The organism is Streptomyces sp. LZ34, from assembly GCF_053890475.1.
Window position 1 is genome coordinate 1968451 of sequence record NZ_CM132680.1, and the last position, 16376, is coordinate 1984826.

Here is a 16376-nt window from a genome sequence, read left to right on the forward strand (position 1 = left end):
CACGACCGGCGTCCTCCCTGCTGGGAGCCGCGGCCTCCCAGCGACGTAGCATGACAGGCGTGGAACTGCGCCAACTGCGGTACTTCCTCGCGGTCGCCGAGGAGCTGAACTTCGGTCGGGCCGCCGAGCGGCTGCTGATCGCCGGCCCGTCCCTGTCCCAGCAGATCAAGGCGCTCGAACGCGACCTCGGCGTGCGGCTCTTCGACCGCGATCGCCGCTCCGTGGCCCTCACCCCGGCCGGAGCGGCCCTGCTCCCGCACACCCGCGCCCTGCTGGACCGCGCCGACGACCTCCAGAGCCGCGCCCGCCGACTGGCCGGGTCCGAGGCCGTACGGCTCGGCTACGTCAGCTGGCTCCCCGCCGATCTGACCACCCGCACCTCCGCGGTGGCCCAGCTGCACCTGGACGCATGGGTCGCGCCCTCCCACACCCAGGCCGCACGGGTCGCCGACGGCAGCCTGGACCTCGCCGTGTGCTGGGTACGCGACGAGGACCTGCGCCGGCACGGCCTGCGGGCCCGGCTCATCGGCGCCGACCGGCTCCACGCCGTCTCCACCGGAGACGACACCGGCGACATCCGGGCCCGGGACACCGTCGTCCTCCTCGACGACGACGCCACGTCCTGGTCGTCCTGGAACGCCTACGCGGAGCGGCTGGCCCACGACACCGGCGCCCGTGCGGTGCGCATCCGCGACGGCGGCATCACCGGCCCGGCGTTCCACGACCACGTTCGCCGCAGCCGCCGCCCGGTCATCCACTCCCCCAAGGGCCGCGCCGACTCCCTTCCGCCGGACCTGGTCCACCGCCCCGTGATCGAGCCGAAGATCTACTGGACCTGGTCCCTGGTCCTGCGCGCCGACGAAACGCGTGCCGCGGTCCAGGCGGTCACCGACGCCCTCGCCGAAGGCGTCGGCGACCTCGGCATCCACGCCCCGGACGCCTGGCTGCCCGCCGGCGACCCGCATGGCGCCCCGCACGGTGGCCGCGGCCGGTGACCGCGGCCGGTGACGGCCGGACTCGGCGGGACGAGGTCCCGGTCGGGCCGCTCAAGCCCCTTGACAGTGCCCCGGGGCTCGCTGACCATGTGAAGGCCTTGGGAGCGCTCCCACAACCATTCCCCCCCGTCGTCAGGCCGTACGGCACTGCCCCCCTCGGTGCCATGGCCCGTGCACCCGTGTCCCGCCGCGCGGGCCTGGCTGAGCCGTGTCGCATGGCCGTTGAGAAGGAGACCATGCGCATGACTCCAAGAGCCGCGCTGGTGGCCGCGGTACTGCTGGTGGCCGGTGCCGGTCTGGCCGATCCCGTCCGGGCGAGCGACTTACCGGACCGAGGCGCGCGGCCCGCCTCCGCCGCCGCGGACGGCCCCGCCCTCAGGGTCGACGCCACCACCGGGCGCCACGCGATCGACCCGCACGTCTACGGGATCAACTTCGCCGAGGAGTCGCTGGCCAAGGAGCTGCGGCTGCCGGTACGGCGATGGGGCGGAAACGCCACGACCCGCTACAACTACAAGCTCGACGCCTACAACGCGGGCTCGGACTGGTACTTCGAGAACCTGTACTACGAGAACGGCACCGCCCAGCTGCCGGACGGCTCGGAAGCCGACAAGTTCGTCGAGCAGAACCGCCGCACCGGCACCGACACCGTACTGACCGTGCCGATGATCGGCTCGACGACGGCGGCCCGCAACGCCGCCTGCGGCTTCAGCATCACCAAGTACGGGCCCCAGAAGGGCAGCGACGCCCAGTGGCGCCCGGACTGCGGCAACGGCGTGAAGAGTGACGACACCAACGTCACCGGCAACGACCCCGCCGACACCAGCGTCGCCGCCGGCCCGGAGTTCACCAAGGGCTGGGTGGAGTATCTGAACCGCGCCTACGGGTCCGCGGGAGCCGGCGGGGTGCGCTTCTACAACCTCGACAACGAGCCCGACCTGTGGTTCACCACCCACCGGGATGTCCACCCGGCCGGAGCGGGCTATGACGAGATACGTGACAGCACCTACGCCACCGCCGCCGCGATCAAGGACGCCGACCCAGGCGCCCAGACCCTCGGCCCGGTCGGCTGGGGCCTGAACTCCCTCATCTACTCCGGCCTCGACCAGAAGACCTGCGGCGAAAAGGGCGGCGACTGCTGGTCCAACCCCCCGGACCGGGCGGCCCACGGCGGGCTGCAGTTCGCCCCCTGGTACCTCCAGCAGATGAAGGCCTACGAGCAGAGCCACGGCCGCCGCATCCTGGACTACTTCGACAATCACGTCTACCCGCAGCAGTCCGGGGTGTCCAGCGGCAACGACGACCCCGCCACCCAGGAGCTGCGGCTGCGCTCCACGCGGCAGCTGTGGGACCCCACGTATGTGGACGAGAGCTGGATCAACCAGCCCGTCCAGTTCATCCCGCGCATGCGCTCCCTCGTCGATGAGAACTACCCGGGCACCAAGCTCGCCATCACCGAGTACAACTGGGGCGCGCTGGACCACATCGACGGCGCCCTCGCACAGGCCGATGTGCTCGGCATCTTCGGGCGGGAGGGACTCGACCTGGCCACCTTGTGGGCACCGCCCAAGTCCACCGACCCCGGCGCCTACGCCTTCCGCATGTTCCGCAACTACGACGGCAACGGCGGCTCCTTCGGCGACACCGCGGTCCAGGCGGCCAGCGCCGACCAGGAGAAGCTCTCGGTCTACGCGGCCGAGCGCGACAGCGACCACGCGCTGACCGTGATCGTCGTCAACAAGACCACCGGTGATCTGACCGCCCCGGTGTCCATGACCGGCCGCACCGGGTCGGCCGGCTCGGCGCAGGTCTACCGCTACGGCCAGGACGACGTCACCTCGATCAAGCACCTGGCCGACCAGCCGCTGACCGACGGCGGGTTCACCACCACCTTCCCCGCGTACTCCATCACCGAGTACGTCCTGCCCGCCGGCTCCTCCGAGGCGAAGCCGCCCACCGCCCCCGGCACCCCGGCCGCCACCGCGGTCGGTTCGGACCGGGCCACCCTGTCCTGGGCCGCGTCCAGCGCCGGCTCGTCCCCGGTGGCGAGCTACCAGGTGTACTCCGGCGACCCCGCGGGCACCGCCCCGGTGGCCACGGTCGACGCCCCCGCCACGAGCGCCACCGTCACCGGCCTCTCCCCGGCCACCGCCTACACCTTCCGCGTCGTGGCGAAGGACACCGCGGGCCGCAGCTCGCCACCCTCGGCCCCGGTGCGGGTGACCACCGCCGCGGCCCCGGCCGCCACCTGCACGGTCGACTACCGGGTGAGCAACGACTGGGGCTCCGGCTTCACGGCCACCGTCACCCTCACCAACAAGGGCCCCGCCCTGAACGGCTGGCAGCTGGGCCTCTCCTTCACCGGCAACCAGAAGGTCACCCAGGGCTGGAACGGCACCTGGAGCCAGAGCGGCACCCAGGTCACCGTCAAGGACGCCGGCTGGAACGCCACCCTGGCCACCGGCGCCTCCACCACCATCGGCTTCAACGGCACCTACACCGGCACCAACCCCGCGCCGCGGAACTACACGCTGAACGGCAAGTCCTGCACCGTCCCCGGCACCACGGCCGCCGCGCATATCGCGGCCCTGGCCGGACACGACCCCGGCACCCACGCGGTACGCGGACACACCACCCGGTGAGCCGCGCCCTGTGAGCCGTACGCGCGAGGCCCGCGGACACCCGTCCGCGGGCCTTGCGCGGCTCAGTCGATACGGGCGCAGAGCGCGTCGGTCGTGCCGTGCGACATGGTCAGCGTCTTGTACCCGGCGGCGCTGATGTCCGCCGTGTAAACGCCGTCGACGATGTAGAGGCCACGCGCCAGAGTGCCGCCGTTCTCGCCGAAGCCGAACAGTACGGGGCCGAGCACGGACCACAGCTGGGAGCCGTCCGTGCGGTAGTCGACGATCGCCCTGCCGCCGGCGTCCGCGTCGTAGAAGGCGCCGGTATCCGTGTTGGTGACCCGCACGATCAAGTCCCCCTTGTACTGGACCCGCTTCGGCGTGCCGTCGGGGTAGGTGTCCAGCACCCGCCGCACGACCTCGTCGACGACGGGTTCGCCGTGGACGGGGAAGTCGCAGCGGACGCCGGCCGCCGTGTCGAACGGAGCCTGCGGCGCGGGTTCCCAGCCCCGCCCGGGGGACGTGGAGGTGGCCGACGCGGGCGTCGCGCCGACGAGGACGGCGGCAAGTACGGGCAGAGCGGCCCAGGTTCGTCGCATGCTTTCTCCTGGCGAGGTGAGGTGTGGGAGATCCGGACCTCAGATCCGGACCTCAGATTCGCCCCGGCCGCTGACCAGATTCTCACCACACGGGACCTGGGGCCGGCTGACGCGGGACTAGGCTGACCGCGACCATGGAGTTCCAATTGCTCGGCCCGTTCGAGGCCCGCCACGAGGGAGAGCGCGTCGTGGTGGGCAGCCGCCGTCAGGAGCGGTGCCTGCTGGGCATCCTGCTGCTGGACGCCGGCCGCGCCGTGACCACCGCGCGCCTCATCGACCTGCTGTGGAACGGCGCCCCGCCCGCCTCGGCCCGCTCCACCGTGCACACTTACATCGGCAGGCTGCGGGCCCGCCTCACCCCGTACGGGCTGTGCGTCGAGACCCGCCACGACGGCTACGCGGTGGACCCCGGCCCGCACGCCATCGACGCCCTGGAGTTCCTCGACCTCGTCGGAAAGGCGGCCGCCGATCACGACCCCGGGGAGCGGGTGCGCACCTACGACCGGGCCCTGGCGCTGTGGCGGGGCCCGCTGCTCGCCGACGTGATCGACGATCAGCTACGCGGCCGGCTCGGCGGGCACCTCGGCGAGCTGCGCCTGTCCGCCCTGGAACAGCGGGCCGAGGACCGGCTCGCCATGGGGCTGCACGAGCGGGTCCTCGCGGATCTGACGCCGCTGGCCCAGGAGTTCCCGGCCCGCGAACGGCTCGTCGTCGCCCAGATGACCGCCCTGTACCGCGACGGCCGTCGAGCCGACGCCCTCGAGCTCTACCGGCGCACGCGCCAGGTGCTGGTGACCGAGCTGGGCATCGAACCGGGCCCCGCGCTGACCACGCTCCACGAGCGCCTCCTGCGGGACGACCCCCGGCTGGACCGGCCTCCGGCGCCCCAGTACGCGGTACGGGTCGGCGAGGAGTGGCTGCCGTGGAACACCAGCGGCCATCCGGCGCTGGAGTTCTGCAACACGTACGCGGGCTGGGGCGGCTCGCGGCTCCCGGGCTCGGAGTGGCTGCGCGGGTACTCCACCCTGGCCGTATGGGCCGGCCACCTGGACCTGGTCGACGCCCCGCTCGTCGACCGGCTGCTCCAGCAGGCGCGGGAGCGCCCCGACGAGGCCGCCGCCGTCCTGGCCGAGGCCCGGGTGTTCCGCGCCGACCTGTACGCCTGCCTGACCGATCCGCACGATGTCCGCGCGTTCAACGCGGTGGCCGCCGTCGCGCAGCGCGCCGCCGGATCCGCGGTCCTCACCCGGGGCGAGGACGGCCTGGGCCAGTGGCGGCTGTCCCCGGCCGCCGGTCTGCGGCTGCCCCTGCTCGCCGCCGCACGCAGCGCGGCGGACCTCCTGGCGGACCCCCACCGGTTCACGATCCGCGGCTGTCCCAGCGAGGACTGCGGCTGGCTCTTCCTCAACGGGAGCGGCCGGCGCCGCTGGTGCAGCCTGGCCACCTGCGGCAGCCGGCGCCGGCCTCCCGTGTCCTGCTGATGGCCGCCCGGTGGCCGCTGGGGCGCGAGTCGCCCAAGCGGTCGCCCTCCGGGGGTGGCTTCGTGGGTTTCGGCGCGAAGCGGATAGCCTCCTCATGCTTTGCGAGCCACACACGGGAGTGGGATGGAACCCCTGCGCCATGACGACCCGCGCCATGTGGGCCCCTATGTGCTCATCGGCCGTCTGGAAGCGGCCCTGGACGACGTCCCCGCGGTCGAACGCAGGTACCTCGCCCGGCCCGTCAGTGGCGAGCGCACGGTCCACGTCACCACTCCCCTGGCGGAGTTCGACGAGGACACGGCGTACGGGGCCCGCTTCCGGGCCGAGGCCGAGCAGGCGCGCCGGCTGACCGGTCGCGTCGGATGGCTGGCGCCCGCCACGGAGGTGTCCGCGGAGCGGGAGCGGCCCGCCTGGCACGCCTGCCCGTACCGGCCCGGACTGCCGCTGCCCGAAGCGCTGGTGGCGTACGGGGGGCCGCTTCCGGAGCGGACCGCGCGCGCGCTGGGCGCGGCCGTCGCGGAGGCCCTCGCACAGCTGCACACGGTGGGCCTCGCACACGCGGGGCTGACGCCGTGGGCGGTGCTGGTCGGCGACCGGCCGCGGATCACGGGATTCGGCGCGGTCCGCGCGGTGGCGCCGGACGGTCAGGACCGGTCGGGGCTGCCGGGGATGGTGGCCGAGTACACGGCACCGGAGCAGCTGACCGGTGGCCGCCCGCGCCCGCCGGGGGATGTGTACGCGCTGGGCGCGGTCCTCTCGTACGCGGCGACCGGGCGTCCGGCCGCCCGGCCCGGCGAACTGCCGGAGCCGCTGCGCGAGGTCATCACGGCCTGCCTGGCCCCGGACCCGGCGGACCGGCCGAGCGCGGCCGCGCTCCTGGCGGAGCTGATACGGGGCACCGCGGGCGACGCGCACGCCCCCGCGGGCGAGATGGCGACGCTGCCGGGCGGCGGGCGGGCGGACACCGTCCTGGACGGGGGCGCGAGCGGGGCCGCGAGCGTGCTGGGGCCGGGCTGGCTGCCGGGACGGGTGATCGCGGCGATGGCAAGGCAGGCGGCACGGGTGCTGGCCGCGGAGGCGGAAGGTGCGGAGGGCGCGGAGGGCGCAGCCGCCACCGAGCCGAGTGCCGAGCCCTCCTGGCCCGCGGCCACCCGCACCCCGGCCCCGGCCATGGAGCGCGCCCCGGCCGTCCCGGCGCCGTCCCCGGCCGCACAGGCCGCCCCGGCCGCGCAACCCGCGACGGCCCGCCCGCCGCAGCCCGGACCGTCACAGCCCGGGCCACTGCACGCCGCCGACACCGCGCCCGCGGCCACCGGCACCGGCCGTCGCCCGTCCCGGCGGGTGCTGCTCACGGGCGTCACGGCCGGAGTGGCAGGCGCGGCGCTGGGCTTCGGGGCCGTCACCGCCATGGGCGTCGGCGACGACAAGAAGCCCGCACGGCGTCCCCGGGCGATCCGCGGGGTCCCGCCGGTCCCGCTGTGGGAGTACCGCGCCCGCGACACGTCGACCGTCGGCCCCGTCGTCTGGCGCGACGAGATCGTGGTGATGGCCGCCGGCACCCAGGTCTTCGGGCTGTCCCTGCGCACCGGCAAGCGGCTGTGGATCACGGACGGTGTGCCGGCGGGCCCCGCCGTCGATGTCGGCAACGGACTGATCATGATCCCCGACATGGGTCCACCCGGCTTCCTGTCCGCGCGGAGCGGGAGGATGCGCTGGCGGGAGGCGAAGTACGACGACACGCGCACGGGCGGCGACCTGAGGCAGGTACTCGAAGTCCGGGGCGGGGTCGTCTGGTTCACCGTCCTCAGCCGAGGCGAGGACCTGGTGCGGAAGACCACGTCCGTCGTCGCGTACGACGTCGGCGCGCGGCGGGAGCGGTGGCGCAGCCCGCTCCCCGAGGCCTTCACCGCCATGCCGGCGGCGCCCGGCAAACAACGGCTGGTGAGTCCGCTGCCCCTCAAGGACGCCTCTGTCATACCGGAGGCACACGGCGACAACGAGGCACAGGGCAGGACGAGGACGGACACCAAGCGCTTTGTCGCCCTCAGCCGTCGCGACGGCCGCCGGCTGTGGACGAGGACGTACGACGGCGTCACGCTCGACGCCGACGTGATCCCCCTCGCGCCGGGGAGCGCGCTCGCCGCCGACGGCCAGGGCACCCTGCGGGCCCTCGGCCTCCCTGACGGCGCAAAGAAGTGGACGACGCGACTCCGGTCGGACGCGGCGGCCTTCGGCACCCCCGCCGTCCACGGTGGCAGGGTCTATGTGGCGGACGGCGTGTCCGCCGTCACGGCGGTGGACGCCAGGACCGGCGAGGTGGCGTGGCACAGCGACCCCAAGCTCCTGACGGTCGAACTGCTGGACAACGTCGAGACCTTGGTGACGCCGTCCGGCAGGACGGTACTGGCGGTCTCGCCGGCCGAGGTCGTGGCCTTTCGCGCCACGGACGGCGCGATCCTGTGGCGGTTCTCGGACGTCAGTGGCGCATCCGGCGGGCTCGGCGCGGGTCCGGGGAAGATGGTCGCCTTCGGCGGCGGGGTCGCGATCGTGCTCAGCCACAAGTCCGTGTACGCGCTGCCACTGGAGTGACCCGGCCCATGAATCCGGCACCACGGCCGTCCCCTAAGCTCCCCATAGGCAGGGAGATCAGCGGGCGACCGAGGGGGATGGATGGAGCCGCGGCAACGCGTCGGCCCGTATCGTGTCATCGCCGGTTCGGACTGGGACGCGGACCACACGCGGTACTGCCTGGCTCTGGAGCCCAAGGCCCCTGGCCGCGCGGTGGTGCTCGCGATGCCGCCCACGGCGCTCGCGGAGGACACGGCGTTCCGCGTCCGGTTCCGTTCGGAAGCCGAGAACTCGCGGCGGCTGACCGGCCCCGCCGTGCCGCCCGTGGTGGCTGTCGCCCCCGACGGGCCCGGACTCCCCTGGGTCGCCACCGGCTACGTCCCGGCGCTGCCGCTGCCACAGGCTCTCGCCGCCGCCGGGGGCCGGCTGCCGGAGCCGACCGTACGGGCGCTCGGCGCGGCACTCGCCCAGGCGTTGGCGAACGCACACGCCAACGGGCTGGTGCACGCCGGGATTTCCCCCGCCACCGTCCTGCTCGCCACCGACGGCCCCCGGCTGCTCGGCTACGGCGCCACGCGGGCCGCGACGTCCGACCGGCAGCCGCCGGGGCGGTCGCCGGGGCGACCGCCGGAGCAGGTGGCGGGCGGGTGGCCACAGCCGCCGGGGGACGTCTTCGCGCTGGGCACCGTCCTGGCGTACGCGGCCACCGGCCGGCCGCACCCGGAGCCGGAGGCGCTACCCGAGTCCCTGCGCCGCGCCATCACCGCCGCTCGCGCCCACGACCCCGGGCTGCGGCCCCGGGCGGCCGACCTCGCCGCCGAGCTGGCCCCGCCGCCCGCGCCCGGCTGGCTGCCGTCGTCCGTCACCACGGCGATCGACCGGCAGGAAGCCACGGTCCGGACGGCGGAGGCCGAAGCGGAGGCGGACGCCGCCGCGGCCGGGTCACCCACCGCCGCGCCCGGGCCGGCCGCCCCTGCCACCGGTCGCCGCACGCTCCTCGTGGGTGCCACGGCGGCGGTCGCCGGACTGGTCCTGGGGGGAGTCGCCGCTTTCGCCGCCTCCGGTGACAAGGAGCGCGCTCGGCCCAAGCCCCGCCGTACCCGCTTTCCGGGCGTCGCGCCCAAGCCGCTGTGGCGCGCCGAACTCCCGGCCCGGGTCGGCGATCGCGCCAAGGGCAGCCCGCCGCTCATCTGGCGGGACCGGATCGTCGTCCATGCCGCCGGTCGCGGCGTCGTGGGCATCGATCTGCACACCGGCGAAAGGCTCTGGACCCTCGACGACCTCCCCGTGCGCGGGGACATGTACGACCTCGGCGGCGAACTGATCCTGATCCCCGGCGACACGTTCAAGGCCGTCTCCGCGCGCACCGGCGCGGTGGAGTGGTCGGCCGCCGCCTACTCCCCCGGCCGCGCCTACGCCTTCGACGCGCCGCTCGCGCTGTCCGGCGACACGTTCTGGTTCACCGCCTCCCGAACCGGCCGGGCCTCGAAGGACAGCCGAGCCTGGGGACGGGTCGTCGCGTACGACACCGAGGCGCGCGAGCAGCGCTGGGCCCTCCCGTTCGGGACACCGGGCAAGGGAAAGGCGCTGCTGCAACGGGACTTCCTGCTGCTGTCGGACGCCGACGGCGGCCACACCGCCGTCGACCGGCGCCGCGGCCGGAAGCTGTGGACCCGGACGTACCGTGGCATGCCCGACGGCCAGGAGCCGCCCGTCTACACCGGCACCCCCGACGACCTGCTCGTGGTCACCCTCGCCGGAAACCTGCGCGCCTTTCGGATGCGCAGCGGCGAGCAGGCCTGGGCGTTCGGCTCGGAGACCGGCCTGTTCGGCCGCGCGCTGCGCCACGGTGCCCACCTGTACGTGACCGACACGCTCGCCCGCACCTATGCCCTGGACGCGGCCGACGGCGGCCTGAAGTGGAAGCGCGACAACGGCGTTTCCGTGGGGGCCAGCCTGCCGTACCCCGTCACCTCGGTGAGCGGCTCCGGCCGCACCGTGCTCGCCTCCACCGCGGGCTCCGTCGACGCCTACGCCGCGGACGACGGCACGCTGCTGTGGCGCTTCACCGCGGTGGGCGGGGGCAAGGAGAAAGGGTTCACCGGGGCTGTCGTCGGCTGCGGCGCGGGCGTGGCCCTGGTGCGGAACGACCGTGTCCTGTACGCGCTTCCAGTGGACTGATGACCATGGCTTCTCCCCTCACCCACGACGATCCGCAGGCCCTGGGCCCGTACCGGCTCATCGCCCGGCTCGGCGCCGGTGGCATGGGCGTGGTCTACCTGGGCCGCTCGTCCGGCGGCCGCACGGTCGCGCTCAAGACCATGCACGCCAGGACGGCGTCGGACACCGAATTCCGCACCCGCTTCCGGCTGGAGACGGACGCGGCCCGCGTCATCGGCGGGGAGTACGGGGCCGAGGTCATCGACGCCGACCCGCTGGCCCAGACCCCCTGGCTGGCCACCGAATACGTGCTGGGCCCGCCGCTGGACGAGGCGGTCGCGCTGTGCGGCCCGCTGCCGGAGAGTTGCGTACGGCCGCTGGGCGCCGCGCTGTGCGAGGCGCTCGGCCGGCTGCACGCCTCGGACGTCGTCCACCGCGATCTGAAGCCCTCCAACATCCTGCTCAGCGCCTTCGGCCCGAAGGTCATCGACTTCGGCATCGCGCGCGCCATCGGCGACGACCGGCTGACCCGTACCGGCCGGGCCGCGGGCACCCCGGCCTTCATGTCGCCCGAGCAGGCCACGGGCGGGGAACACACCCCGGCCGGTGACGTGTTCGCGCTGGCGGGCGTGCTGGTCTTCGCGGCGACCGGCGCCGGGCCGTTCGGGAGCGGGCAGCCGGCGGATCTGCTCTACCGCGTGCGGTACGGGGAGCCGGAGCTGACCGCGGTCCCGGGCGGGCTGCGGCCGGTGCTGCGGCGCTGCCTCGCCAAGGAGCCGGGGCAGCGCCCGGGCACCGACGAGCTGCGTGCCCAACTCCACGACAGGACTGGGGAGTTCGCCGACCATCTGCCGGAGATCGTGCTCGCGGACATCGCCCGGCGCTGCGTGCAGGCGTACGAGATCGCCCCGCGGCGCCTGCCCGCGCCGGCCGAAGCCCCCGAGCCCGCCCCGGCCTCCGGCGCCCGGCGCCCGTCCCGGCGGACGGCGCTGGCCCTGGCCGGCGGGGGCGCGCTGGCGCTCGCGGGCGCGGGCTACGCCGCCTGGTCATGGCGGTCGCGTGGCGGCTCCGGGTCCGGGCCGGACACCGGGCCAAGCTCAACCGCGCGCGCGGCCAACGTGCCACCGGACGCGGCGTGGCGGCGGGAGACACCCGAGATCAGCGTCCTCGAAGCCCCGCAGATCGTGGGCTCCGCGGTGGTCATGCTCACGGACGACGGCGCCCTGGCCCTGGACGCGAAGCGCGGCACCCGGCTGTGGACCTCCGACGCCATGGACGCCGGCTACGCCATGACCACGGACGGGAGACGGCTCTTCGCCCTCCAGGACCGATACTACGGTGACGCCCTCGCCGTGACACGCGTCGATCCGAAGACCGGCAATCCCGACGCCGCCGTGCTGCGCGCCACGAGATGGGAGCCGTCCAGCACCACCCTGCTGACCGCCACCGCCGACTCGCTGTACGCCATCTCCCGCGACGAGAAGGCCGGCAACCTGGCCAAGGGCTGGTATCTCCTCAAATTCGACCTCGACTCGGGCGCGGAGCGGTGGCGGCAGCCGTTCGCCCGGTCGACGCCGAGCGATGCCGACACCGCGGTCGTCGCGTCGGTCTCCGGCCGCCGTCTGCTGCTGGCCGGCGGCAGCGGGCTCGAGCTGGAGGTGCGGGACACCCGGACGGGCGCGCGGCTGTGGCAGCGGAGCGTCCCCACCCATGTGGAGTTTCCGGAGTCGCTGCAGAGGACCGCCCGGGGGCAACTGGCGCTCTCCCCCACCCACGTCTACGTCGGAGCCGACGAGATCTTCGCCCTGCGCCTGAGCGACGGCAGGATCTCCTGGCGCTTCGGCAAGGGGCGTGAGGTGGGCGAGGACTTCGACGCGAGGGAGCGTCGCTACGGACCGCCCGCGGTCCGCGGCGGCGTGGTGTACGCGGCGGAGGGTGACCGCGGACTCGTCGCCCTGGACGGCGCAACGGGGAGGCTCCGCTGGGCGGAGAAACCGACGGGGCTGGCCGCCGAGTTCCACAGCGCACCGCTCGTCGGTGACACATACGTCTACGGAACGGTCGACAGCCGACGCTGGATCTCCGCCGTGGACCGCACCCGGCACGCCTCCGCCTGGACCTTCAACGCCCCCGAGGGCGGCGGCATCGGGCGCGCGGCCGTGGCACACCGCCAAGCGCGGCGCGCCATCGTGGCCAGCGGACACGTCGTCGCCGCCATCCCCCTCGAATAGGCCGCATAGGCCGCACAGCCCGCACAGCCCGAAAACAGCCCGCGCAGCCCTTCCAGGAGACACATGAAGCCCCTCGGCCCCGGCGACCCGCTCCGCCTCGGCCCCTACCGTCTGATCGGCGTGCTCGGCGCGGGCGGCATGGGCCAGGTCTATCTCGGGCGGGACCGGACCGGGCGCACCGCCGCGGTGAAGGTGCTGCTGCCGGAGTTCGCCCACCGGCAGGAGATGGCCCGGCGCTTCGTCCGCGAGGCGCAGGCGGCCCAGGCGGTGCGCGGCAAGGGTGTCGCCCGGGTCCTGATGGCTCACTCGGACGACAACGCCGACGCCGACGCCTCCTCGGGGGGCCGTCCGTGGATCGCCACGGAGTTCCTGGCCGGGCCGACGCTGGAGGGCGCCGTGGAGCGGTACGGGCCCCTCGGCGACGCCGACGTGCGGGCGCTGGGGGCGGCTGTCGCCCGTACCCTCGCGGACATTCACGCGGCCGGCCTGGTGCACCGCGACATCAAGCCGCCCAACACCGTGCTGACCTCGGCCGGGCCACGCGTCATCGACTTCGGCATCGCCCGGCCCGAACACGGGCTCACCCTCACCGCCACCGGCCAGGCCCCGGTGACCCCCGGCTACGGCGCCCCTGAGCAGGTGCTGGGGCAGCGGGTCGGGCCGCCCGGGGACGTGTTCTCCCTCGGCTGTGTCCTGGCGTACGCGGCGACCGGGCAGCGGGCCTACGACGGCGGGCATGTGGCGGCCGTGCAGTACGAAGTGGTGCACGGCGAACCCCGGCTGGACGGCGTGCACCCCGAGCTGCGGGCCGTGATCGCCCCCTGCTTCGCCAAGGACCCGGCGCACCGCCCCCTCCCGGAACAGCTCGCCCGGGCCCTCGCGCCGCCGCGCCGGGCCGTACCCGCGTGGCGCACGGGGCCGCTCGCCGACGACATCGCCGTACGCGAGGCCGAGGCGGAGCGGCTGGCGGCCTTCCCCACCGACGACACCGTCTCGCCACGGCCCGGCCGTCGCCGCGCGCTTTCCCTGCTGGCCGTGGGTGTCACCGCGGCGGTGGCGGGGGTGGGCACGGGGGCGTGGTGGCTGCTGGACGACCGTGGCCGACGGGCCGAGGACTGGGCCGCCGACCCGCTGCCCGAGCCCGCGTCCGGTAACCAGACACCGCCGCGGCCACTGTGGGGACCGGTGTCCGGGGCGGCCGCGGGCTCGGTCAGCGGGTCGCCGGCGCCCCTGCCGGTGCGCGATGTGGTCGTCGTCGGCGCCGCGGGCGGCGGGCTGCGGGCGTACGGCGTCACCGACGGTCGGCGGCGGTGGGATGTCCCCGGCGCGGCGGCCGCCGCGCGGTACCTCGCCCCGTCCCACGACCTCCTCCTCACCGCCGACGCGCGCGGCACGCTGCTCGCGCTGGACCCCGCGGAGGACGGGAGGCGGCGGTGGGCGGCCGCCGCCGACGTGGCCATGCTGCTCGCCGCCGACGAGGAGGCGGTCTACGTCGTCACCCGTCAGGGCCGCTTCCGAGCGGTGGAGCTGGAGTCCCGCAGGCCGCGGTGGACGGTGCCGGCACCGGTGCGCACCTCCCTCAAGGACCCCGCGCTGGCGGCCGTGGGCCGGCAACGGCTGGTGGTCTGCGGCTCGGACGGCACCGTGGCGGCGCTCGACACCCGTACCGGACAGGCCGCGTGGCCCGCGCGCAAGGGCCGGAGCGCCAAGGCCCTCGCCCCCGCCGTCGCCGGGGACACCGTCTACCTCGGCGGCCGCTCGCTGACCGCCCTGGCCTTGGCCGACGGCGCGGTGAAGTGGTCCCACCGCGCCGAAACAACCGGCGACCAGGGCTCGGACGGCTGGACCGCGCCCACCGTCTCGGGCGCTGCCCTGTACGCGGCCGACGGGACGGAGCTGCGGCGGCGCCGTCTCACCGACGGCGGCCAGTCCTGGACGTATCCGCTGCCGTACGAGGCGCCACCCTCGGATCCACCCGTGGTCGAGGGGCACGGCGTGTGGATCGCCCTGGACCGGTCCGGTGGTGCCGGGGTCGGGACGGTACGGGCCAGGGACGGCGTCGGTGTGTGGCAGCACAGCGCGGGCCAGGCGGGCAGGTTGACGGCGGCGGGCGCGGGCAACCGTGTGTTTCTGCTGCGCGGCGGCGCCCTGACCGCGATGCCCGTCTTCTGACACCGCCCGGGCCCGATTTTCTGTTATCGCCCGCGCTCCGCCGCGTCCCCTGTGCGTACGGATCCGAATCCGAGGAGCACAGCAGTGGCAGCAGACATCAGCCGCAGGAACATCTTGAAGATCGCCGGGGCCGCGGCGGGTGCCGGAGGCATCGGGACGGTCGCCGCCGCGGGCCCGGCCTCGGCGGCCGGGACCTTCGCGCACCCGGGGATGCTGCACACCCGGGCGGACCTCGACCGCATGGCCGCCAAGGTGAAGGCGGGCGCCGCGCCCTACCAGGCGGGCTTCGCCAGGCTGACCGCCAACCCCCACGCGGGGGCCGCCTGGAAGGCCAACCCGCAGCCGACCGTCTACCGGGGTTCGGGCTCGCCGGAGAACTACCGCACGCTCTACAACGACATCCACGCCGCCTACCAGAACGCCCTGCGCTGGCACATCACCGGCGACACCGCGCACGCGGACACCGCCCGCGATGTCCTCAACGCGTGGTCGGCCAGGCTGACCAGGCTGGACGGCTCAGCCGACCGGTTCCTCGCGGCGGGCCTGTACGGCTACCAGTTCGCCAACGCCGCCGAGTTGCTGCGCGGCTACGAGGGGTTCGAGCTGGCCCGCTTCCAGAAGATGCTGCGCGAGGTGTTCTGCACGGTCAGCGAGGACTTCCTCACCCGCCACAACGGCGCGTACATCACCAACTACTGGGCCAACTGGGACCTGACGGCCATGGCCTGCGTGCTGGCCACCGGGATCCTCTGCGACGACCGTGCCAAGGTCGACCGTGCGGTGAGCTACTTCAAGCACGGCAAGGGCATGGGCTCGATCAAGAACGCCATCCCCGTCGTCCACTCCGACGGCCTCGCCGAGTGGGTCGAGGCGGGCCGCGACCAGGGGCACGCCCTGCTCGGTGTCGGACTGATGGGCACCATCTGCGAGATGGCCTGGAACCAGGGCATCGACCTGTACGGATACGACGACAGCCGCTTCTTCAAGGGCGCCGAGTACGTCGCCAAGTGGAGCCTGGGCGGGGATGTCCCCTTCACCCCCTACACCCGGCAGAAGGGCGCCCCCGGCGTCTGGTCGGGGACGGAGACCGTCACCGAGGCGGCGAACGCCGACCCGGCCATGGTCAGGCCAATCTGGGCCATGATCGCCAACCACTACACCAAGCGCCGGGGCCGGTCCGCGCCGTATGTCACCCGGATCGCCGCCAAGGCCACTCCGGAGGGCGGCGGCGGGGACTACGGCCCCAACAGCGGCGGCTACGACCAACTCGGCTTCGGCACCCTGTGCTTCACCCGGGACCGGACCCCCGCCCCGTCCCCGGCCTCGTCCTCTTCCCCCTCCCCTTCCGCCTCCGCCTCCGCCTCCGGTTCGTCGTCCTCCGCCGCGCCCTCCTCGGCCCGGCCGCAGGGCGGCCGAGGCGACCTGGCGGCCACCGGCTCGGGTGAGCTGGTCGGGGTCGCCGCCGCCACCGGGGTCGCCGCCCTCGCGGGCGGGCTGCTCCTGCTGCGCCGCCGCGGCCGGTCCGGTGGCGACGTGTCGTAAGACGTGT

At 74.6% G+C, this 16376-nt stretch carries 9 protein-coding genes; 8 read left to right on the forward strand and 1 reads right to left on the reverse strand.

The features are described from left to right. The first annotated feature begins 50 nt into the window (after positions 1–50). Together ACWY4P_RS06980 and ACWY4P_RS06985 are read left to right on the forward strand one after the other, a co-directional pair. Positions 51–995 (forward strand): LysR family transcriptional regulator, encoded by a 945-nt coding sequence (locus ACWY4P_RS06980; RefSeq protein ID WP_456209260.1) that lies wholly within the window; start codon positions 51–53, stop codon positions 993–995. A 242-nt stretch (positions 996–1237) separates the two neighbouring features. After that, a complete protein-coding gene (locus tag ACWY4P_RS06985; RefSeq protein ID WP_456209261.1) occupies positions 1238–3637 on the forward strand; it encodes a glycoside hydrolase family 44 protein in 2400 nt (799 codons plus the stop codon). A gap of 62 nt (positions 3638–3699) precedes the next feature. On the opposite strand, the gene ACWY4P_RS06990 is transcribed toward ACWY4P_RS06985, so the two are convergent. After that, the gene (locus ACWY4P_RS06990) at positions 3700–4215 is read right to left on the reverse strand and encodes a hypothetical protein (protein ID WP_456209262.1); all 516 of its coding nucleotides are present in this window, start codon (positions 4213–4215) and stop codon (positions 3700–3702) included. 134 nt (positions 4216–4349) lie between these two features. Between ACWY4P_RS06990 and ACWY4P_RS06995 the strand changes: the two genes are divergently transcribed. The 6 genes from ACWY4P_RS06995 (at position 4350) to ACWY4P_RS07020 (ending at position 16369) form a co-directional block, all read left to right on the forward strand. Continuing rightward, entirely contained in the window at positions 4350–5696 is a 1347-nt protein-coding gene (locus ACWY4P_RS06995; RefSeq protein WP_456209263.1) for a BTAD domain-containing putative transcriptional regulator, read from the forward strand. Between the two features lie 123 nt (positions 5697–5819). Beyond that, entirely contained in the window at positions 5820–8285 is a 2466-nt protein-coding gene (locus ACWY4P_RS07000; RefSeq protein ID WP_456209264.1) for an outer membrane protein assembly factor BamB family protein, read from the forward strand. Between the two features lie 81 nt (positions 8286–8366). Further along, positions 8367–10445: an outer membrane protein assembly factor BamB family protein gene (locus ACWY4P_RS07005; RefSeq protein ID WP_456209265.1), complete on the forward strand. Its 2079-nt coding sequence runs from the start codon at positions 8367–8369 to the stop codon at positions 10443–10445. 5 nt (positions 10446–10450) lie between these two features. Further along, on the forward strand, positions 10451–12655 hold the full coding sequence (locus tag ACWY4P_RS07010) for a protein kinase domain-containing protein (RefSeq protein WP_456209266.1): 2205 nt from the start codon (positions 10451–10453) through the stop codon (positions 12653–12655). A gap of 63 nt (positions 12656–12718) precedes the next feature. Next, positions 12719–14827, forward strand: coding sequence for a protein kinase domain-containing protein (locus tag ACWY4P_RS07015; RefSeq protein WP_456209267.1), 2109 nt, complete (start codon positions 12719–12721; stop codon positions 14825–14827). Positions 14828–14911: 84 nt separating this feature from the next. Next, the gene (locus tag ACWY4P_RS07020) at positions 14912–16369 is read left to right on the forward strand and encodes an alginate lyase family protein (RefSeq protein ID WP_456209268.1); all 1458 of its coding nucleotides are present in this window, start codon (positions 14912–14914) and stop codon (positions 16367–16369) included. Positions 16370–16376 lie beyond the last annotated feature (7 nt).